This window comes from Corynebacterium sp. CCUG 61414 (assembly GCF_024453945.1).
GTDB lineage: Bacteria > Actinomycetota > Actinomycetes > Mycobacteriales > Mycobacteriaceae > Corynebacterium > Corynebacterium pseudogenitalium.
This window is the reverse complement of sequence record NZ_JAGPYU010000008.1, coordinates 56,665-77,879: the sequence shown is the minus strand read 5'-3', so window position 1 is coordinate 77,879 and position 21,215 is coordinate 56,665. Positions and strand designations below refer to the sequence as shown.

At 65.0% G+C, this 21,215-nt stretch carries 17 protein-coding genes; 12 read left to right on the top strand and 5 right to left on the bottom strand.

The window, feature by feature from the left end:
* Window positions 1-6 precede the first annotated feature (6 nt).
* Genes KBX14_RS07435 through lysS form a run of 6 tightly spaced genes read left to right on the top strand, consistent with a single transcriptional unit; the run spans window position 7 to window position 6,605 of the window.
* Window positions 7-843 carry a DUF6779 domain-containing protein gene (locus KBX14_RS07435; protein WP_176754802.1) on the top strand — a complete coding sequence of 279 codons (837 nt, stop codon included), beginning with the start codon at window positions 7-9 and terminating at the stop codon, window positions 841-843.
* Window positions 840-1,475 carry a hypothetical protein gene (locus tag KBX14_RS07430; RefSeq protein WP_256042194.1) on the top strand — a complete coding sequence of 212 codons (636 nt, stop codon included), beginning with the start codon at window positions 840-842 and terminating at the stop codon, window positions 1,473-1,475. Before KBX14_RS07435 ends, KBX14_RS07430 begins: the two co-directional genes overlap by 4 nt.
* A complete protein-coding gene (locus tag KBX14_RS07425; protein WP_256042193.1) occupies window positions 1,472-2,278 on the top strand; it encodes a pantoate--beta-alanine ligase in 807 nt (268 codons plus the stop codon). Before KBX14_RS07430 ends, KBX14_RS07425 begins: the two co-directional genes overlap by 4 nt.
* Before the next feature lie 57 nt (window positions 2,279-2,335).
* Window positions 2,336-3,622, top strand: a complete 1,287-nt coding sequence (locus KBX14_RS07420) for a hypothetical protein (protein ID WP_070975555.1) — start codon at window positions 2,336-2,338, stop codon at window positions 3,620-3,622.
* Between the two features lie 12 nt (window positions 3,623-3,634).
* On the top strand, window positions 3,635-5,029 hold the full coding sequence (locus KBX14_RS07415; protein WP_070975554.1) for a DHA2 family efflux MFS transporter permease subunit: 1,395 nt from the start codon (window positions 3,635-3,637) through the stop codon (window positions 5,027-5,029).
* Between the two features lie 25 nt (window positions 5,030-5,054).
* Window positions 5,055-6,605: a lysine--tRNA ligase gene (lysS, locus tag KBX14_RS07410; RefSeq protein WP_070975553.1), complete on the top strand. Its 1,551-nt coding sequence runs from the start codon at window positions 5,055-5,057 to the stop codon at window positions 6,603-6,605.
* Window positions 6,606-6,859: 254 nt separating this feature from the next.
* Here the strand turns inward: lysS and KBX14_RS07405 are convergent, their stop codons facing one another.
* Window positions 6,860-7,378: an NINE protein gene (locus KBX14_RS07405; protein WP_070975552.1), complete on the bottom strand. Its 519-nt coding sequence runs from the start codon at window positions 7,376-7,378 to the stop codon at window positions 6,860-6,862.
* A 78-nt stretch (window positions 7,379-7,456) separates the two neighbouring features.
* On the opposite strand from KBX14_RS07405, the gene KBX14_RS07400 reads away from it, so the two are divergent.
* The 5 genes from KBX14_RS07400 (at window position 7,457) to KBX14_RS07380 (ending at window position 16,320) form a co-directional block, all read left to right on the top strand.
* Window positions 7,457-8,626: a glycosyltransferase 87 family protein gene (locus tag KBX14_RS07400; RefSeq protein WP_256042192.1), complete on the top strand. Its 1,170-nt coding sequence runs from the start codon at window positions 7,457-7,459 to the stop codon at window positions 8,624-8,626.
* 108 nt (window positions 8,627-8,734) lie between these two features.
* Complete coding sequence (locus KBX14_RS07395; protein WP_256042191.1) at window positions 8,735-10,810, top strand: glucose PTS transporter subunit IIA; 2,076 nt, start codon at window positions 8,735-8,737, stop codon at window positions 10,808-10,810.
* Window positions 10,811-10,820: 10 nt separating this feature from the next.
* Window positions 10,821-11,648: a PRD domain-containing protein gene (locus tag KBX14_RS07390; protein WP_256042190.1), complete on the top strand. Its 828-nt coding sequence runs from the start codon at window positions 10,821-10,823 to the stop codon at window positions 11,646-11,648.
* A gap of 33 nt (window positions 11,649-11,681) precedes the next feature.
* Window positions 11,682-13,373, top strand: coding sequence for a phosphoenolpyruvate--protein phosphotransferase (gene ptsP / locus KBX14_RS07385; RefSeq protein ID WP_256042189.1), 1,692 nt, complete (start codon window positions 11,682-11,684; stop codon window positions 13,371-13,373).
* 187 nt (window positions 13,374-13,560) lie between these two features.
* Window positions 13,561-16,320, top strand: coding sequence for an ATP-dependent Clp protease ATP-binding subunit (locus KBX14_RS07380; RefSeq protein ID WP_256001054.1), 2,760 nt, complete (start codon window positions 13,561-13,563; stop codon window positions 16,318-16,320).
* A 232-nt stretch (window positions 16,321-16,552) separates the two neighbouring features.
* Here the strand turns inward: KBX14_RS07380 and KBX14_RS07375 are convergent, their stop codons facing one another.
* Genes KBX14_RS07375 through zupT form a run of 3 tightly spaced genes read right to left on the bottom strand, consistent with a single transcriptional unit; the run spans window position 16,553 to window position 20,125 of the window.
* Window positions 16,553-17,944, bottom strand: coding sequence for a lipase family protein (locus KBX14_RS07375; RefSeq protein ID WP_370687080.1), 1,392 nt, complete (start codon window positions 17,942-17,944; stop codon window positions 16,553-16,555).
* 31 nt (window positions 17,945-17,975) lie between these two features.
* The gene (locus KBX14_RS07370; protein WP_256042188.1) at window positions 17,976-19,316 is read right to left on the bottom strand and encodes an alpha/beta fold hydrolase; all 1,341 of its coding nucleotides are present in this window, start codon (window positions 19,314-19,316) and stop codon (window positions 17,976-17,978) included.
* 41 nt (window positions 19,317-19,357) lie between these two features.
* Complete coding sequence (gene zupT / locus KBX14_RS07365) at window positions 19,358-20,125, bottom strand: zinc transporter ZupT (RefSeq protein WP_070361911.1); 768 nt, start codon at window positions 20,123-20,125, stop codon at window positions 19,358-19,360.
* Window positions 20,126-20,153: 28 nt separating this feature from the next.
* Between zupT and KBX14_RS07360 the strand changes: the two genes are divergently transcribed.
* Window positions 20,154-20,324: a DUF4236 domain-containing protein gene (locus KBX14_RS07360; RefSeq protein WP_071565885.1), complete on the top strand. Its 171-nt coding sequence runs from the start codon at window positions 20,154-20,156 to the stop codon at window positions 20,322-20,324.
* Here the strand turns inward: KBX14_RS07360 and KBX14_RS07355 are convergent.
* A complete protein-coding gene (locus KBX14_RS07355) occupies window positions 20,303-21,205 on the bottom strand; it encodes an A/G-specific adenine glycosylase (RefSeq protein WP_256042187.1) in 903 nt (300 codons plus the stop codon). The genes KBX14_RS07360 and KBX14_RS07355 overlap by 22 nt on opposite strands.
* Between the last annotated feature and the right edge of the window lie 10 nt (window positions 21,206-21,215).

Below are 21,215 nucleotides of genomic sequence, written 5' to 3'. Positions count from 1 at the left end.
GTGGGCATGAAAAATACTTGGGTGATTGTTCCATTTGTGGCTGCGCTTGCAGGCACAGTGGTGATGTTGTTTACCAACTCCGCGAACATACTCAAGCTTTCGCTGATCCTGGCGCTGTGGGCCGCCGTCGCGGGCCTCATCGTGATCTACCGCCTGCGCCGCGACAACGAGGAGGCCACGCGCCTGCAGGAGGAGCGGGAGAAGACGTTCGCCGCAGAGCTCGAGGCCGCGCGCGCTGGCGCACCCTCGGGTGTCGACGCCCCCTCCGAGGAATTGCTGCGCGACATCCAGGAGGAGCTGCGCTCCCTGCGCTCCACGATTGAGGAGATGAGCGGGCACGTCTTCGAGTACGAGCCCGCCGCCGTGCACGCCGCGGCGCGCCGCATCCAGGAGATTGAGTCCTTCACACAGCCGGCCTACGAGCCGTCCGACGACCGCCCGGCCGGGGCGCCGTCCTCCGACGCGATCGCCGGGCGCATTGGCAGCCAGCCGAGTCGGGAGACGCAGAACCCGCTCACGGCGCTGATTAGCGAGCACCAGGCGAAGCAAGAAGCGCAGGAAGCGCAAGAAGCACAAGAAGCGCAGAAGCCGGCGCCTGAACCGACACCAATCCCGGAGCCTGAGCCCGTACCCGAGCCAGTGCCTGAGTCGGAGCCCGAGCCAGCACCACAACCAGAGCCTGAGCCTGAGCACGGCCGCCACGAGCAGCCCGCCGCTGGGGCCACTGAGGTCATCGAGGCCGTGCCGGAACCAGCCCCGCGTGTTGGGGGACGCCGCCGCCGTGACGCGGCTGGCGAGAACGCTGTTTCCGTCGCCGAGCTGCTAGCGCGCCGCAACAAATGAGCCCAACGCTGACCATCGCCGCCTGGCGCGGCCCCAGTGCGCTGAGTGATCAGCTCGCGCGCGCCGGGCACCGCGTGACGTACCCGCGCGTGGCCGCGGACATCGCCGCCGCCGACCTGGTGCTCCTCGAGGGCTCCGCTGACTTCATCGAACGTGCCGCCGCCGAGTGCGCGCCGTTCGTGCGCCCGAGGCAGATGTTCTGGCACACCAACCTGGACCACGGCGCCCAGCTCCTCGACGAGGTTGAGGTCGCAGGGGCAGTCGTCATGTGCGCGCATAACATCGCAGACAACGTGTGGGTCACCTCCGCCGCCGACGAGCTGGGGGAGACCGTGATCGCGCTGCTGCTCGGGGAGCTCGGGCAGGTCACCATGCCGATCACGGATGCGGATCGCCCACTGGTGGCCACCGCCCAACACCTGCGCGCCCTGCAGCGCGTCGTCCAGGAGGACGCGCTTGCGCTGCTGCGGCAGGCCAACCCCAACTTCGAGGCGGTCGCGGACGCCTTCGACGGCGCCGAGCTGCCGCCGCTGCGCCCGCTCGACCGAGAGCCGGTTGGGGGAGAAGGGGTGCGTCGACTAGTAGAAGTATTGGAGCGCCGCGCGGCGCAGCAACGAGAGGAAGACCTGTGACTTTTGAACCGGGCAACGCGGTTGTCGTGCGTGATGAGCAGCTGCTGGCCACCTACGGGCGCGCATTCCGCAAGATTGGCAAGACGATCGCGGTCGTGCCGCTGGGCGCCGACGTGCACGCCGGGCACATCGAGCTGATCCGGGCGGCGAAGTCGCTGCTCGGCGCGTACGTGTTTGTCACCTACTCCGGCGAGGAGGTGCCCGAGACTTTCCGCAACGAGGGCGTCGACGTGGTCTTCCACGGCGAGCTGCGCACCGCCGTGAGCGTGCGCACCGGGATGGAGCACCTCGACGACGCCGACGCCATGGCGCACGACGTCGCCCGCATCCTGGCGGTGCTCAACGCCACCCATGCCACCGACCTGGTGATGGGGGAGAAGGACTTCGAGCTGCTCGTGGCCACACAGCTGGCCGTGGCGGGCCTGCGCATGGAGGTCAAGCTGCACAGCGTGCCTACCGTGCGCATGCCGAACGGGCTGGCGCTTTCGCTGCGCAACGAGCGAGTCGCTGAAGACGCCCACGACCAGGCGCTTGCGCTGTCCGCGGCGCTGACCGCCGGGGCCCACGCCGCCGAGCACGGCGCCGAGACCGTCCTGGATACCGTGCGCGGCGTACTCGAGGCCGCCGGGGTTGCACCGGCGTACCTCGCCGTGCGCGACCTGGCTATGCGCGAGGCCCCTGCCCAGGGCGACGCCCGACTGCTCGCCGCGATCGACCTGCCCGCCACCGACGGTGGCACGGTGCGCCTCCACGACAACGTTGGCCTGCCGCTTGGCATTGGGTTCAAACACATCGAAGACTAGGGCGGAAAGACGAGGGCCATAGCGAGAAACGGCGAGTTATTCGCTACACTCTTTGGCATGCCTATAGACCTGATTGCTGGAATCCTGAACGAGCGCTTCGGCATGGACTTCACCCCCGAGCAAGTCCAAGCCACAGGGCGCACCGAAGACTCGCAGCTCTTCGTCGCCAGCAATGATGCAGGCCAGGCCGTCGAAGTCGAGCTTTTCGACGCCGCCCAGCCCGAAAACCAACGCCGCGATATCGCAGGCCTGAACCGGGCGCTTGCCGCCTCGAACCACCCCGGCGCGTTCCAGCCGCGCAGTGCCGGCTACACCGACGACGGCCACCTCTACGTACTGCGCGAAGCCCCGACCGGCGCTTCGCTCGCCCGCCTGATCGCCGACAAGCGTGCTGACGGCGGCGTGTTCACCCCCGCCGAGGCCCGCGAGCTGCTCATCGGCGTGGCTGAAGCCATCGACGACTACGACGCCCAGGGCCTCGGCGCGTTCGTGGCCCGCTCCGTGGACGCCTCCCGGATGCTGGTGCAGCCAGCCTGGTCCAGCGTCCCCGTCAAGCTCACCCTGGTCGGCCCGACGGCCACCGCACCCGAGCACGCCGAGGAGCAACACGCGGCGAACGTTGCAAGCTTCATTGAACTGTTTAACTCTATGACCGGCCTGGACGTCGACGAGGACGCCGCCAACGCCGCCACCGGCTGCGTCGGCTACCTCAACGCCGTCGCCGGTGAACCCCTCGATGAGCCGGAGGTGTCCCCGGTCGCGCCGGGCGCCACCGACGGTTACCGCCAGCCACCGCAGCCCTACCCGTACGGCCCGACCGGCGAGTACGTCCGCCCAGAAGACGAGAAGAAGTTCAAGCTCTGGCCGTGGATCGCGGCCATCGTGGCGCTGCTGCTCATCGCCGCAGGCGGCATCTGGTACTGGATGCAGCACCGCGGTGAGGAGTGGGTCGGCGTCGAGGCCGAAATCGCCGAGACATACCCAGGCATCGTGTCCGACAAGGCCGAGCAGAAAGGCTGGCACGGCCTGATCTGCGAGTCCGCGACCCCGGACGAGGGTCAAGAGGGCAAGATCAGGTGCTCGGATGAGACGTTGGGAGTTTCCGTCGCAAAGTATGTGTCCTCTGATGCGCTCGATCGCGTCCTGCCGGACCCGAAGGAAGCCGTCGTGCTGGGCTCCGGCGAGTGCCTCATCTACGACTACCAGCTTCCCGACGCCACCCCGCCGGCCTTCGTGCTGACCCCGCGCACCGAGCGCGAGTACATGGTGGTCATCAACGGCGATGATGCCGAGGCACAGCGCCTCGACCTGCCACTGTGTGCCCCAGTTGCTGACGAGGAGTAGCCTTAGCGGGCTATGAAATCAACGAACCCAGTACTGCTTATTGGAGTGCTGGTGGTCTCTGCGATGATGATGATCTTCAACGAGACCACCGTCGCTGTTGCCCTGCCCGCAATCATGGCGGACTTCGGCGTACCCGCCGATACGGCCCAGTGGCTGATGACCGGCTTCCTGCTCACCATGTCCGTGGCGATCCCGGCCTCCGGCTTCGTCATCCAGCGCCTCAGCACCCGCGCCGTCTACTTCGCCTCGATGGCGCTGTTCATCATCGGCTGCGTCATGGCGGCCACCGCGCCCTCGTTCGGGGTGTTGCTCGCCGCGCGCGTGGTGCAGGCACTTGGCACGGCGGCGATGTTGCCGCTGCTCATGACGGTTACCGTGACGGTGGTCGCCCCGCAGCGCCGCGGCACGGTGATGGGACTCAACGCGGTGGTGATGTCGGTGGCGCCCGCCCTTGGCCCCACGCTCGCCGGCTTCGTGCTCGGCGCGTTTACCTGGCACCACATCTTCTGGGTGATGGTGCCCATCCCAGCCGTGGCGGTGCTGCTCGCGGTGTTCGCCCTCCCGAACGTCGGCGAGCGTCACGACGCCCCACTCGACATCCTGTCGGTCCTTCTTTCAGCACTCGCATTCGGCGGTCTTGTCTACGGCTTATCGACGATCACCGCCCTGCTCACCGGCGATTCTTGGAACCCTGCCGCGGCCCTGGTCATCGGCGCGGTGTTCCTGGTGCTGTTCGTGCGCAGGCAGCTGCGACTGGCGCCAACCGGGCGCGCGCTGCTTGACCTGAGCGTCTTTACCCACCGCAACTTCGCCTTCTCCGTTGTGGGCGTGTTCATCGCCTTCGGCATCCTGCTGGGCACCGTGAACATCCTGCCCGTCTACATGCAGGTCGGCCTGGGGATTTCCACGGTGGCCACCGGTCTGATCCTGCTGCCCGGCGGTATCGCGCAGGGCGTCGCGTCCCCAATTGCGGGGCGCTGCTACGACGCCTACGGCCCACGCCCCCTGGCCATCCCGGGTGCGGTGCTGATGTTGGCCTCCCAGTGGATCCTCGTGGCCATCCTCGCCGATGACACCCCACAGTGGCAGCTCGTCGCCGTGCTGATCCTCGTCAACGTGGCGATGTCCATGATCATGACCCCGCTCATGACCGTGTCACTGTCCTCGCTGCCGTCGCAGCTCTACGCCCACGGCTCCGCGGCGCTCAACACGCTGCAGCAGCTCGGCGGGGCGGCGGGCACCGCGGTGTTCATCGCAACGATGACCATGGGCACCCAGGCCACCGGCAGCGCCTCCGACGGGACGGCGCGCGCGTTCGTCGTTGGTGGCGTCGGCATGCTGCTCGTCGTTGTAGCCGTGTGCTTCGTGGGAGGCAAGCCGAATACACGACTAATTGACCACGGCTGACCCGGACCGACTAGGCTAGGTCAGCGTGAAGAATCAAACAACGCAGGACCTCTCCGAACAGCAACAGTTCCGTCGTGCGAAGCGCGAAAAGCTTCTCGCCGAAGGCCGCGACGCCTACCCGGTCGTCGTCGACCGCACGACCTCCTTGCGCGAGCTGCGCCAGAAGTACCGTGCCGTGCCCGAGGGCGAAGGTGACGGCAAGTTCAACCTCGCGCCGGGCGAAGAGACCCAGGACGTCGTCGCCGTCGCGGGCCGCATTATGTTCCAGCGCAACACCGGCAAGCTCTGCTTCGCCACCCTCCAGGAGGGCGACGGCACCCAGCTGCAGGTCATGCTTTCCCTCGCAGAGGTAGGAGAGGAGGCGCTCGCGTCCTGGAAGGCCGACACCGACCTCGGCGACATCGTCTCCGTGCGCGGCCGCGTCATCGCCTCCCGTCGTGGCGAGCTCTCCGTCCAGGCGCAGTCCTGGCAGATGGCGTCCAAGGCGCTACGCCCACTTCCTGTCGCGTTCGCTGACATGAACGAGGAGCAGCGCGTCCGCCACCGCTACACCGACCTCATCATGCGCGAGGACGCCCGCAAGAACGCCATGACCCGCATCAAGGTCATCGCAGCTGTGCGCAAGTTCCTCACCGGTCACGACTTCGTCGAGGTCGAGACACCGATGCTGCAGACCCTGCACGGCGGCGCCGCAGCCCGTCCGTTCATTACCCGCTCCAACGCGCTCGATATGGATCTTTACCTGCGCATTGCGCCGGAGCTCTACCTCAAGCGCTGCGTCGTCGGCGGCATTGAGCGCGTCTTCGAACTCAACCGCAACTTCCGCAACGAGGGCGTCGACTCTTCCCACTCGCCCGAGTTCACCATGCTCGAGACTTACCAAGCGTGGGGCACCTACAAGGACGGCGCGAAGACCATGCAGGAACTCGTGCAGTTCTGCGCGAAGGAAGTCTTCGGCTCCACCACCGTCACCCTTCCAGACGGCACCGAGTACGACTTCGGCGGCGAGTGGAAGGTCATGGAGATGTACCCTTCCCTCAACGAGGCGCTGCAGCGCAAGTTCCCGGGCCAGCCTGAGGTCACCATCGAGTCCTCCGTGGAGGAACTGAAGGGCATCGCTGACGTCATCGGCCTGAAGGTGCCGAAGGATGAGGGCTGGCTGCACGGCAAGCTCGTCGAGGAGATCTGGGAGCACCTCTGCTCCGACCAGCTGTACGAGCCGACCTTCGTGATCAACTTCCCAGTCGAGACGTCCCCGCTGACCCGCGACCACCGCGAGCAGCCCGGCGTCACCGAGAAGTTCGACCTCTACGTCCGCGGCTTCGAGCTGGCCACCGGCTACTCCGAACTTGTCGACCCCGTCATCCAGCGCGAACGCTTCGAAGACCAGGCCCGCCTCGCCGCACACGGCGACGACGAAGCCATGGTCCTCGACGAGGACTTCCTCGCCGCGATGGAGCAGGGCATGCCGCCAACCGCCGGTTGCGGTATGGGCATCGACCGCCTGTTGATGGCCCTGACCGGCCTGGGCATCCGCGAGACAGTCCTGTTCCCGCTGGTGAAGCCGGAGGCGTAGGGCTAGTTCGCTTGGGTTTAGATGGGCCCGGCGCTTGGGATTTTGTGTTTTCCCAGGCCGCCGGGCTTTTTGCTTGGCCACGTTCGCGTGCTGCTGTGGAAAAGTTCCCCGTGGCTTGGCTGGGCGCGCACCAAATTCCCGCCTATTAAAACGCTAGCCCTTTGTTGACCAGCTGTTATTCTGATAGCACTTTTTAAAATTCGGGGATCTGGTGCGCAGTTCAGCTTGGCGGCCGTGAACTTTCTGCTTGTGTCCTACTTCAGCGGGATCCCATTGGCGTCGGTGTCGTAGCCTCCGCCGCCGACGAGCACCATGATCATCTCGATGATGCACCACACCCACAGTGCGAAGAAGATCGGGGTGGAAACGATCCAGCCGACGAATGGGATCAGGCTGAAGAGGCTGCCGGTCAGGAAGAGCCCCACTTTGGTGACTCCCCGGAAGTTCTGCCCAAGGTAGAAGTTGCCGATGCCAAACGAGCCGAGGAAGAAGAACAACGCCGCCGCGAGGAACTTGTTCTTTTGGGGCGCGGCGTACCCGTATGCAGACTGCATTTGTGCAGGTGCGAACTGTTGCATCTGCGGTTGCCCGTACGGTGAACCCTGCCCAAACTGGCCGAATTGCCCAGTCTGCCCGTACTGCCCGAACCCTTGGAACTGGTTGGTTGGCTGCGTGATTGGGAGGCCGTCTTTGTCGTACATGGGCTGTTGGTTGGTCATGTGAGTCCTCAATTCAAGGCGGTCGGCAATGGTGTATTCCGTAGTGTAGTTCATTCGTGTCCCTTTGTATCGGTATGATGCGCAGAGTTAGGCAGCAGAGTTAGTCAACAGTGATGGGCGTAAGGCGATTCGATGGTGAAGCAGGTTTCGTTGTGGGTGTGGGTGCTCGTTGGGGTGCTCGCAGCCGCGAGTGGGCTCAGTGAGGTTTTTGGCAGTGCGGCGCGCGGCGAGTTGCTGGATGTCGGCGTGTTTCGCGACGCCGGCAACGCCCTGATCAGCGGCGCCGACCTGTACGACGACTTCCCGACTCGTAGCGGGTTCCGCTTCATCTACCCGCCGTTCGCGGCCTTGCTGTTTGTTCCGCTGACGTGGATGCCTGAGCCGGTGATGGACGTGGTGTGGACGTTGGCGACGATGGCGTGCGTGGCGCTCATTTCGTGGTTGGCGCTGCGCAGGCTGGACGTGAAGGTCACGCCGCTGGTGTTGGTGGGGGTGATTGTGTGGTCCTTGGCGATTGATCCGTTGCAGGCGAATTTCTTCTTCGGTCAGATTAACGTGTTCTTGTTCGCGCTGGTCGTGGTGGATGTGCTGGGCCTGTTGCCGCGGCAGTTGCGCGGTGTCGGTGTGGGGATTGCGGCTGGGATTAAGATCACGCCGGCGGCGTTCGCGATTTTGTTCTTGGTGAAGAAGGATTGGGCGTCGGTGGTGCGTGCGGCGGGGACGTTTATGGGCACGATTCTGGTTGGTGTGCTGATGCGTCCGGCGGAGACCTGGTACTACTTCACCGACGAGTTTTTCAACACCGACCGCGGCGGCAACGCGATGTACCCGCCGAACCAGGCGCTGTCCGGCCTGTTCGCGCGCGCGGGTCTCGAGGCCCCGACTGGCGTCATTTTCCTGGTCTTCGCGCTGCTCACGGGCTTGGGTGCGTGGTACCTGCTGCGCCGGGGGCTGGACGTGCATGCGCTGTTCTTCGTCGCGCTGGGTATCAGCGTGGGTGGTCCGTACGCGGTGTCGCACCACTTCTCCTGTGTGATGTTGGCGGTCCCGCTCATCTTCGCGGCGGTGCCGTCGGTGTGGAAGCTCGCGCACGTGCTCTACGTCGCGGTGCTGTTCGTGCCGTCGTATCAGCTCTACCCGGAGGTTGATGCCTACAGCTTCTCGACGCCCCTTTGGTACATGGGCAACTTGATCGGGTTGGCGTCGCTGGCGATGTGGGCGGCACTGCTGCTGGAGCGTTGGTTCCCAGCTGAGAGCAAGCTTATTGCACACCAAAACGTTCCGTCATATAGTGGAACGTAATACCAACCACAGGGTTGTTACCTGCCGGGTTCGGCGGGGCAAGACCTGGGACGTTTTCGCGTCCCGGGTCTTTTTTCATCCCTGGTTCTTTGAAGAAAAGGAGTGAACATGGCAACCAAGCAGGCCGGCTTGCAGGAGCAGGCGGCGGATATCCTTGCGGGGATTGGCGGTGCGGACAACATTGCGTCCTTTACGCACTGCGCGACCCGTTTGCGTTTTGAGCTCAACGACGCCTCCCTGGCTGACAAGGAGCGTCTTGAGGCGAACCCGAAGGTGATGGGTGCGGTGCCGCAGGGCGGGTCGCACTACCAGGTGATTGTTGGCGGGGATGTCGCGACGGTGTACAACGCGATGAATAACCTGCCGGAGATGCAGTCGCGTGGCAGCCAGAGCAACGATGATGTGAAGGCGGCCCAGCGCGCGAAGGCGCAGGGCAAGGTGCCGTGGATGGACGCCTTCTTCGAGTACCTCTCGGATTCCTTTAGGCCGATTCTGGGTGTGTTGCTTGGGGCGTCGTTAATTATTGCGTTTGCTGCAGTGATGGACGCGCTGGGATTTGTTGACTTCCGTGCGGAGGTCAAGACGCCGGGTTGGCAGTTCGTCGACGCGATGTGGCGCTCGGTGTTTTACTTCCTGCCGGTGATGGTTGCGTACAACGCGGGCAAGAAGCTCAACATTGAGCCGTGGGTGCCTGCCGCTGTCATCCTGGCGCTGTTCACCCCTGAGTTCATGGGGCTGGCGAGCCACCCGGATGCCGTGGTTGAGACGAATAACCTGCTCGGCACGGAGGTCAGCCGCGTGACGGTGATGGGCCTGCCGATGCTGCTGCCTGACTACGGTGGCAACGTGTTCGTGCCGCTGATCATGGCGGTCGTGGCGGCCCTGGTGTACAAGGGCTTCCAGAAGATCATTCCGTCCGCGGTCCACATGGTGTTCGTGCCGTTCCTCACCCTCTTGGTGATGATCCCGGTTACCGCGATCGTGATTGGCCCGCTCGGCTACGCGCTCGGCGCATGGATTGGTGTTGGCCTCGCATGGCTCAATGGCAATGCGCCATTCGTGTTCGCCATCCTGATCCCAATGCTGTACCCGTTCCTGGTGCCGCTCGGCCTGCACTGGCCGCTCAACGCCCTCATGCTGGTCAACATTCAGACCCTGGGCTACGACTTCATCCAGGGCCCAATGGGTGCTTGGAACTTCGCCTGCTTCGGTGCAACCGCTGCTGTGTTCGCGCTCTCGCTGCGCGATAAGGATCCAGTCATGCGCCAGACCTCCGGGTCGGCGCTGGCAGCTGGTCTGTTCGGTGGTATTTCGGAGCCGTCCCTCTACGGTATTCACCTGCGCTACAAGAGGATCTACCCGCGCATGCTGGTGGGCTGCTTCACCGGTGGTCTGACCATCGCGATCCTGGGCACCCCGTTCGGCGGCGTGCAGACCAACGCGTTCGTGTTCACCTCGCTGCTGACCACCGTGGTCTTCAGCCCGATGTGGGTCTACGTCATCGCTATTGCGGTTGCGTTCTTCACCGCGTTCTTCGTCATCTACTTCACCGACTACCGCACGCCGGAAGAGCGTGAAGAGGCCCTGGCTCGCGCACGCGCAGCACAGGAGGAGAAGGAGCAGGAGGAAGCTCCGGCAGTTGCAGCAGCTCCGGCGGCGGCCGCTCCAGCCGCTGCAGCAGCAGATGCCGACGCGCCTGCAGCTGCGGCGACCCCAGTAGCGGACACACGCGAGGTCACCGCGCCGATCGCAGGCAAGGTTGTCCCGATGGATCAGATCCAGGACGCCGCGTTCGCATCCGGTGCGCTCGGCCAGGCGATTGGTGTGCTGCCGGAAGGTGGCGTCGAGAAGGTTGTGGCGCCGGTTGCTGGCAAGGTGATCTCTGTTGCGAAGACGGGGCACGCCTACGGCATTAAGACTGACGACGGCGTCGAGGTCCTCGTCCACATTGGCATCGACACTGTCAAGCTGAAGGGCGAAGGCTTCACTCCGCTCGTGGAGAAGAAGCAGCGCGTCGAGATTGGCGACGCCCTCGCGGACGTCGACTTCGGCGCAATCGCAGGTCACGGCGTGGACACCACGGTGATTATGACCGTGGTCAACTCCAAGTCGCTGGCCGCTGTGGAAGATATCGCCACTGGTGAGGCCGAGGTCGGCCAGCCACTGTTGGGGGTAACCAAGTAGGGTCGAACACATGCAAATACTGCGCATCTTTAACAACAACGTCGTCCTGGCCCGCCGCGGGTCGGAGGATGTTGTGGTGACCGGTCGGGGCATCGCCTTTGGGGCAAAGAAAGGCGACGTCCTCGACGAGTCGAATGTGCAGCGAGTATTTGTTCCGGCGGATGGTCGGGACCCGGACCACTCCGGCCAAATGATTGCCGGGCTTCCCGCCGAAGATATACACCGTGTGACCGCAGCGTTGGAGGCCGTGGGCGCAAAGCCCAGCATCACGCTGGTCACCGCGGTGACGGACCACATTATTAATGCACTTGAGCGGGCCTCCCGCGGCGAAGAGATCGCCTACCCGTTGCGCGCCGAGGTCCAGCACTTGTACCCAGCAGAGTATGCACAGGGCGAACGCCTGCTGGAGCACATCAACATTCTTTTCGACGCCACCCTGCCCACCACCGAAGCCACCGCGCTTGCGATGCACCTGGTCAACGCCGGTTTCAACACCGGTGACCTGGCGCATACGTACCGGATGACGGGGTTGATTCAGCAGATGATGCAGATCATTGCGGCTGAGTTTGGGGTGGAGTTCGAAGCGGCGTCGATAAATGTGGCCCGGTTTATTACACACATTCGTTATTTGTTTGTTCGCCTTGAGCAGGGGAAACAACTCGAGCGCGGAAATTCTCCGCTGGCGCGTGAGTTGACGCGCAGTTACCCGAGGGAAGTTGAGTGCGCCCGAAAAGTGGCCGCTGTAGTGGAGCTTCGCTTCGATACAGCGTTGACAGAAGATGAAATTGCGTACCTTGCTCTGCACATTGCGCGCCTCAGCGCGTACCATCAAATGTAATACCATTAGCTTGATTGCTGAAAGGACACACTCATGACTGACCGCACCGTCTTGTATGGGATCGGGGTTTCCTCAGGTACCGCCTCTGGCCCGGTCGCAGTTGTTACACCCGCCGTTGGTATCGACGAGCACGAACAACCATGCACCGACCCAGACGCTGACGGCGAGCGCGTCGTCGCGGTCCTGGAAGAAGTCTCCGCGTCCTTGACGGCGCGCGCAGAGCACGCAAACTCCGAAACATCCAAGGCAGTCCTTGAAGCAACCGCCGCCTTGGCGAAGGACCGCGGCCTGGTGCGCGGCATTAAGAAGGAACTGAAGAAGGGCAGCGGCGTGACCAAGGCGGTCCACGACGCTGTGGAGGCCTACGCGGCGAAGTTCCGCAAGCTCGGCGGCTACATGGCTGAGCGCGTCACCGACCTCTACGACATCCGCGACCGCGCCACCGCGCGCCTGCGCGGGCTGCCGGAGCCGGGCGTTCCAGCGCTGACCGAGCCATCCGTGCTCGTCGCTAACGACCTTGCACCTGCTGAGACCGCGACGTTGGATCCGGAGTTGGTCGTCGGCATCGTGACGGAGGCCGGCGGCGCGACCTCGCACACGGCGATCCTCGCCGCGCAGCTCGGCATCCCCGCAGCGGTGCAGGTCAAGGGCATTAGCGAAGCGCTTGTCGACGCCCCGGCGATCGCGCTTGACGGCGGCGTCGGCGAAGTGATCGTCGCCCCGAACGAGTCGGACGTCGCCGAGCTCGAGGAGCGCTCCCGCCGCCGCGCCGCAGCCCTGGCGGGCTCCTCTGGCGAGGGTGCCACCCGCGACGGCTACCGCGTGAAGCTGCTGGCCAACATCGGCACCGCGGACGACGCTGCAAAGGCCTCCGGCTACGACTTGGAGGGCTCCGGCCTGTTCCGCACCGAGTTCCTCTTCCTGGACCGCGACTCCGCCCCGAGCGTCGAGGAGCAGACCGAGACGTACACCAAGGTGCTGCGCGCATTCGGTGACCGCCGTGTTGTCGTGCGCACCCTGGACGCAGGCGCCGACAAGCCGCTGTCCTTCGCCGACCTCGGCGAGGAAGAGAACCCGGCACTGGGCCGTCGTGGTCTGCGCCTGTCCATGGCCCGCGAAGACCTCCTCGACGACCAGCTCAAGGCGCTGGCCGCAGCACACAAGGCTGTCCCGGAGGCTGAACTGTGGGTCATGGCCCCAATGGTGGCCACGGTGGAGGAGACCCGCTGGTTTACGGAGCGTGCACGCTCCCATGGCCTGCCGAAGGTCGGCGTGATGGTGGAGACCCCCGCGGCCGCGATCCGCTCCTCCCACATCCTGGACATCGCGGACTTCGCGTCCATCGGCACCAATGACCTGTCGCAGTACACCATGGCCGCCGACCGCATGCAGGGCGAGCTCGCAGAGCTGCTCACCCCGTGGCAGCCGGCAACGCTGGCCATGATCCGTGAGACCTGCCGCGGCGGCGAAGCCACCGGCAAGTCCATCGGCGTCTGCGGCGAGGCAGGCGGCGACCCACTCATGGCGCTCGTCCTCGTGGGCCTGGGCGTGAGCTCCCTGTCCATGGCGCCGGGCAAGGTCAACGCGGTGCGCGCCGCGCTACGCCTGCACGACCGTGACACCTGCCGCCAGATGGCAAACTTTGCCGTCGACGCCCCGACCGCGAAGGAAGCACGCGAGAACGTGCTCAAGATCGCGGATCCGGTGCTGCGCGACCTGCTCTAAACTGCCCGGTTGGGGCCGGAGGAGGCGTCGAAAGGCCTCTGTTCGCTACGAGCGAACACCCGGCCTGAGCTGGTGCAATGGCCCCTGAATCCATGAAGTGACGCCCTCGGCGGGACGATGTGTCCGCCGGGGGCGTTATGGTTGGTGACAACTCTTTAAAAACCGTTATTAGTAAGGGGTCAGCCAGTTGTTTGAGAGGTTTACCGATAGGGCCCGCCGCGTCATCGTCTTAGCCCAGGAGGAGGCGCGCGAGCTGAACCATAACTTCATGGGTACCGAGCACATCCTGCTCGGACTTATTAAAGAAGGCGAAGGCGTCGCAGCAAAGGCGCTCGAGTCCATGGGTATCAATCTTGACGACGTCCGCTCCGAAGTCATCGAGATCATCGGACACGGCACGCAGCCGGTCACTGACCAGATCCCATTTACCCCACGCGCCAAGAAGGTACTGGAGCTCTCCCTGCGCGAGGGCCTGCAGATGGGGCACAAGTACATCGGCACCGAGTTCCTACTGCTCGGCCTCATCCGCGAGGGCGACGGCGTTGCAGCCCAGGTGCTGATTAAGCTCGGCGCCGACCTGCCGCGCGTACGCCAGCAGGTGATCCAGCTGCTCTCCGGCTACGAGGGCGGCGAAGCACAGAACCCGGAGACCCCGCAGGGCGGTGGCCCGGGCTTCGCGGGCGCAGGCCAGGGCCCCGGAATCATGGGCGGGCCGCGCCCGGGCCAGCAGGGCGAGCGTTCCAACTCGCTCGTGCTTGACCAGTTCGGTCGCAACCTCACCGCCGCCGCCCGCGAGGGCAAGCTGGACCCGGTGGTCGGCCGCGACAAGGAAATCGAGCGCATCATGCAGGTGCTCTCGCGCCGCACCAAGAACAACCCGGTGCTCATTGGTGAGCCGGGCGTCGGCAAGACGGCCGTCGTGGAGGGCCTCGCGCTCGACATCGCGAATGGCAACGTCCCCGAAACACTCAAGGACAAGCAGGTCTACTCCCTCGACCTTGGTTCCCTGGTTGCAGGCTCACGCTACCGCGGTGACTTCGAGGAGCGCCTGAAGAAGGTGCTCAAGGAGATCAACCAGCGCGGCGACATCATCCTGTTTATCGACGAAATCCACACCCTCGTGGGCGCCGGCGCTGCCGAAGGCGCCATCGACGCTGCTTCGCTGCTCAAGCCGAAGCTGGCACGCGGCGAACTCCAGACCATCGGCGCGACGACGCTCGACGAGTACCGCAAGCACATTGAGAAGGACGCCGCCCTCGAGCGCCGCTTCCAGCCCGTCCAGGTCGACGAGCCCTCCGTGGAGGACACCGTCACCATCCTGCGTGGCCTGCGCGACCGCTACGAGGCGCACCACCGCGTCTCCTACACCGACGACGCTCTCAAGGCCGCCGCCACCCTCGCAGATCGCTACATCAACGACCGCTTCCTGCCGGACAAGGCCGTCGACCTCCTCGACGAGGCCGGCGCCCGCATGCGCATCAAGCGCATGACCGCCCCTTCCGAGCTGCGCGAAGTCGACGAGCGCATCGCCGACGTCCGCCGTGAGAAGGAAGCCGCCATCGACGCCCAGGACTTCGAGAAAGCAGCGGGCCTGCGCGACACCGAACGCAAGCTCGGCGAGGAGCGCAAGGAAAAGGAAAAGAAGTGGCGCTCTGACGACCTCGAGGAAATCGCCGAGGTCGGTGAAGACCAGATCGCCGATGTGCTCGCGCACTGGACCGGCATCCCAGTCTTCAAACTCACCGAGTCCGAGTCCTCGCGCCTGCTCAACATGGAGTCCGAGCTGCACAAGCGCATCATCGGCCAGGACGAAGCCGTCCGCGCCCTGTCGCGCTCCATCCGACGCACCCGCGCCGGGCTCAAGGACCCGAAGCGCCCATCCGGCTCCTTCATCTTCGCCGGCCCGTCCGGCGTTGGTAAGACGGAGCTGTCCAAGGCACTTGCCGAGTTCCTCTTCGGCGACGAGGACTCCCTCATCCAGGTCGACATGGGCGAGTTCCACGACCGCTTCACCGCTTCCCGCCTCTTCGGTGCCCCTCCGGGATACGTCGGCTACGAGGAGGGCGGCCAGCTTACCGAGAAGGTCCGCCGCAAGCCGTTCTCCGTGGTCCTCTTCGACGAGATCGAGAAGGCGCACAAGGAGATCTACAACACGCTGCTCCAGGTGCTCGAGGAAGGCCACGTCACTGACGGCCAGGGCCGCATGGTGGACTTCAAGAACACCGTGCTCATCTTCACCTCCAACCTGGGTACCGGCGACATCTCCAAGCCAGTCGGCCTCGGCTTCACCGGCAACACCGCCACCGACGCTGACGCCCAGTACGAGCGCATGAAGAACAAGGTCCACGACGAGCTGAAGAAGCACTTCCGTCCAGAGTTCCTCAACCGCATCGACGAAATCGTGGTCTTCCGCCAGCTGACCCAGGAAGAAATCGTGCAGATGGTGGACCTGCTCATCAGCCGCGTGGACACCAACCTGGCCGCGCAGGACATGGGCATCGAGCTTACCGAGAAGGCCAAGAACCTCCTGGCCATCCGCGGCTTCGACCCAGTGCTCGGTGCGCGCCCGCTGCGTCGCACCATCCAGCGCGAGATCGAAGACCTGCTCTCGGAGAAGATCCTGTTCGGCGAGATCGGCGCTGGCGAGATCATTACCGTCGACGTCGAAGGCTGGGACGGAGACATCGAAGCTGCCCGCAACACCCGCGGCAAGGCAGCGCCGGACGCGACCTTCACGTTCACCCCGCGCCCACGCCCGCTGCCAGCGGAGACGTTCGGCGAGGACGCCGCGTCCGAGGAGCCTGAAGAGAAGGCCGTGCGTGACATCGCCCCTTCCGATGGCACCCCGGAGACCGAGGCCTCCCAGTTCCCGGACGAGCGCGCAGAGTCTGGTCCTGAGCCTGACTCCGACTCCGATTCCGACGGTCGGGGACCTGAACCGGTCTAATCAGTAGGTTGGAAAGCCGCACCCTGGTGGTGCGGCTTTCTTTTTGTCTTGGTGGGGTGAGTGTTTGGTGCCAATAGACGCAACCTTATACGTCTAGCACGTTTCTGACCTGCAAGAATGGAGGCCGTGGATTTTAGAATTGCGTCCTTTGGCACTCAGCGCATCCAAAGATGCACCAAATTCCCTCGCGCGGTGGCAGCGACCTGGGGAAACGCAAAAACGCGCTCCCAAATCAGCGAATTTGGTGCGCCCGCACCAAAGCCGGGTTCGGCAGGCCGGAGCCAACGAGCCAGGTGCCTAAACCTACAGCGCTGAGTACAGCGAAGATGCCGAAGAGGATGGCGTCGGCGACTGGTCCGGTGTACTGGTAGTTCGAGGCGGTGTTGATGGAGGTGTCGTCGGGGATGTTGCAGTTCGGGGTGAAGGCTGGCGCGTGTGGGTCGAAGCGCTCGTCGAGCCAGGTGATCACGTGGGCGGTCTCGAGGACGATTGGCAGGGCGTGGCCGGCACCGGCGAAGTTTGCGAATGGGGTGGTGGAGGACCCTGAGTCAAGTGGCGTGGATCGGGTGCCGGGGATTGCGACGCTGCGGTACTCCACGGGTGAGCCGAGCGCGCAGTAGTCGCGGGCGAGTTGGACGGCTTGTGGGGCGGGGACCATGTCGTCGTCGGGGTTGGTGAGCACCAGCGTTGGGACTTTGGTGGGGACGCGGCCGAGCTTGTTCTGGTCGAGGCGGGCTCGCAGGACGGGGTTGTCGTGGGCGAGTTCTGCCAGGTTGACGCTACGTTTCGTGTAAGCGTTGAATTCTTTCGGTGCGATTCGGACGGCGTCGAGGATGCACGCCTTGGACAGGGCGTCGAGGGTGCGAACGCCTTCCTCGTTGAGTTCGGCGTAGAGGGCTTCGCGGAAGTCGGGGTAGGTGGAGGAGTAGGAGACGGCGGCGAAACCGGCGACTGGGGTGATCAGAGTCCCGCGGGACTGTTCGAGTACGGCCAGTGGGTCGGCGGGTGGGGCGCCGACGAAGGCGGCGACCACGTTGAGTTCGGGGGCGTAGTCGGCGACGAGTTCGGCTGCTGCGGCGGAGGCGCCGCCGCCTTGGGAGTAGCCCCAGAACGCGACTTTTTCGCCGTCGTGTGCGGCGTAGCGGGCGGCGTCGATGACGGCGTGTCCCTGGTCGACGCGGTTGAGATACGTGTGCGTACCTGGGGTGCCGAGGCCGACGTAGTCGGTGACGATGACGCGGTAGCCGGCGTCGAGAAGCATGTGGGCCATGGGGCGCTCGTAGTCGACGCTGAAGGAGGTCCCTGAGTCGGAGGAGATCAGCGAGGTGTTCTTGCTGGGTGCGCAGTGGTCGGCCATACCGCGGGTGCCGGGCGCGATCACGACGAGCCCCTTCGCGTTGTCCCTGTCGTAGAGGGTGGCGGTGACTGGCGCGCGCGTGCCGGACTCGGTGGTGGTTTCGTAGCGCACGACTTTCGGCGCGGGGCGGAAGGCGGATTTGATGGCGGAGGAGCCCACCTCCGCCACGGAGCTCAACGGGTCGAGCGAGCTAGCGGCGGCGGAGGGGGCGAGGGAAGCGGCGAGCGCGAGGACGCACACAGCGGAGATCACAGGACGATGCAGCACGATGAAAAATACTAATCGACAATGCTTTGGTTTAGGTGAAAAGATGCGTCAGTCCTGTGCTGGTGAGCCAGGCGCCCATCCCAACGGCGCTGAGCACGCCGAGGATGCCGAGGAAGATCGCGGCGATGGTTTCGTTGGTGTACTGCAGGATGAGGTGGTCAGACTGGATTGGGGGAGTGTCGGGGATGGGGCAGGTTGCGGTGAATGCGGCCGCGTCGGGGTCGAAGCGCTCGTCGAGCCAGGTGATGGCGTTCGAGGATTCGAGGTAGAGGGGCAGGGTGTGGGCGGAGCCGTCGACGTTGGCGAAGGGTGCTTCGGGGCGGACACCTTGCATGGCAACTGCTCGGTACTCCACCGGTGCGCCCACGCTGCAGTAGTCGCGGGCGAGCTGGGTCACTTGTGGAGAAGGGACCAGGTCGTCGTCAGGGTTGGTGAGTATCAGGGTGGGCATGCTGGTGGGTGTGAGCCCGAGTTTGTTTTGGTCGAGGCGCGCCCGCAGGGTCGCGTTGGCCTGGGCGAGTTCGGCGAGGCTTTCGCCGCTCTTGGTGTACTCGGTGAAGGGTTTCGGCGCGACGCGGGGTGCCTCCGCCATGCAGGCATTGGAGAGCGCCTCGAGCGTGTCGACGCCTTCTTCGTTGAGTTCGGCGTAGAGGGCTTCGCGGAAGTCAGGGTAGGTGGACGCGAAGCTGACAGCGGCGAAGCCGGCGACGGCACTGATTTGTTTGCTGGTTGCTTGCTCGAGCACGGCCAGTGGGTCGGCGGGTGGGGCGCCGACGAAGGCGGCGACGACGTTGAGATCGGGGGCGTAGTCAGTGACGAGTTCGGCTGCTGCTGCGGAGGCGCCACCGCCTTGGGAGTAGCCCCAGAAGGCGATTTTTTCGCCGTCGTGTGCGGCGTAGCGGGCGGCGTCGATGACGGCGTGGCCTTGGTCAACACGGTTGAGGTAGGTGTGGGTGCCGGGAGTGCCAAGCCCGACGTAGTCGGTGACGATGACGCGGTAGCCGGCGTCGACAAGCTTGCGCACGATGCCGCGTTCGTAGTCAATATTGACTGATTTTTGGTGGGCCGTGCGCAGAATAGCGGGGCTGTTGCTGGGGGCGCAGTGGTCGCCGAGGCCGCGGGTGCCGGGGGCGAAGGCGACGAGCCCTTTGGCGTCGGGGGTGTCGTAGAGGGTGGCGGTGACTGGGGCACGGGAGCCGTCCTCGGTGGTGGTTTCGTAGCGGACGAGCTGTGGCTTCACACGTTGCGTGAAGCGCTGGGAGGTGGCGCTCTCGGATGAAAGTGGGGTGGCGTCAACGATGGGCGCTGTCGAGGCGCCGAGGGCCATAGCGCAGGCTATGGTCAGGGAAATTTTTGACCAATGATGTTTCATGGTCGGGAGTCTAACGTACAAATGTCTGTGACGTACAATTGTCAGGGCAGCAGCATGAGGCTCACGGCCATGATCGCCATGCCGCCCATGACGCCGTAGACGCTGTAGTGGTGGTGCCCGGTGGCAATCGCGTTCGGCAGCAGCTTGTCGAAGCTGATGAACACCATGATCCCGGCGATCACCGCGAAGGAGTAGCCCATCGTGGTCGGCCCCATAAAGGGCGCGAGGATGAGGTACCCGACGAGCGCTCCGAGCGGTTCCGCAAGCCCTGAGAGGGTGGCCCACCCGGCGGCCCACCAGCGTCGGCCGGTGGCCTCGCGAAGTGGGACGGCGACGGCGACGCCTTCTGGGATGTTGTGCAGCGCGATGGCGACGGCGATGGGGATGGCCAGGTACGGGTCGGCGAGCGCGGACATGAAAGTGGCGAAGCCTTCGGGGAAGTTGTGCAGCGCAATCGCCACGCCGGTGATGACGCCTGCACGCCGCATGGCTTGGGCGCGTTTGTCCTCGTCGCCCTGGATGCTTTCGTGCGGGTTGATGTCGTGCGGTACCAGCTTGTCGATCACCGCGATCAGCGCCACCCCGCCGAAGAACCCGAGGATCGCGCGGCCCTGGTCGAGGGCGTCAATGCCCGCGGGGAGCAGCTCCGCGAGTGAGATGTAGACCATCACTCCAGCGGAGAACCCGAGGCTGCCGGCGAGGAACCTGTCGCCAATGGTGGACTTGAGCGCCACGACCACCCCGCCGATGCCGGTGGAGATGCCGGCCAACAGGGTCATCGCGAATGCGATCAAAACGCTCGAAGTCATGCGGACAGTCTATGTGTAGTCTGAGCGCATGGGAATTTATTATCGCAAGAAGCACAAGGTGAGTAAGAACTCGTGGCTGAACTTCTCCAAGTCTGGTGCTTCGGCTTCCACGAAGGTCGGCCCTGTCACGTTCAACTCGCGCGGCGGCGTGTGGGTGAAGCTGCCCGGTGGGTTTAATTACCGCGGTAGGTGGAAGTAGCCGGCGTCGTCTTGGACGGCGAGGCCGTCCTCAAGGAGTGAAAATAGGGCGCGGGAGCGTTGCGCTGCATCGGGCCACACCACGTCGATGTCGCGTTGTGGCACGGGTGCGGACGCGCCGCGCAACACCCGCATGATCTTGCCGCGCACCTGCCGGTCGGTGCCGGCGAAGCGCTGTGTCTTCTTCTTGCGCTGCTCCTCCGGGTTCGGCTCTGGCTTGCCCGCTGCCACCCACGCGCAGCGGCTGACCGGGCACGCCCCGCAGTCCGGGTTTGTGGCGGTGCACACGAGGGCGCCGAGCTCCATCAGGCCGACCGAAAAGGTCGGGCCGTCCCACTCCAAATCGTCGGCGGGCAGCAGTGCCGCCACCTCCTGGAGCTCCGCCTTGCGCGGGTGTGCGACGGGCCGCCCGCGCTCGGCGCGCGCGACCACCCGGCGCACGTTCGTGTCCACCACCGGCACGTTTTCCCTGTACGCGAAGCAGGCCACGGCGCGGGCCGTGTAATCGCCGATGCCGGGCAGCGCCAGAAGATCCTCCACGCTGCGGGGAACAATACCTCCATGAAGCTCGGTGATCGCTCGCGCGCACTCCAGCAGACGCAGCGCGCGGCGCGGGTAGCCGAGGCTGCCCCAGGCGCGCAACACCTCGTCGGCGCCGGCAGCCGCGAAGGCCTCCGGGGTGGGCCAGCGCCGCATCCACTCCTCCCAGATGGGGGCGACGCGCGCCACCTGCGTCTGGTGGCTCATCACCTCGCTGAGCAGCACGCCCCACGCGCTTGTGCCTGGTGCGCGCCACGGAAGCTCACGCGCGTTGGCGCGGTACCACGGGTTAATCTCGGCGGGTTGGAGGTTTGTTCGAATTTTGGCCACATCCTCAGTCATCTCTGCCAAA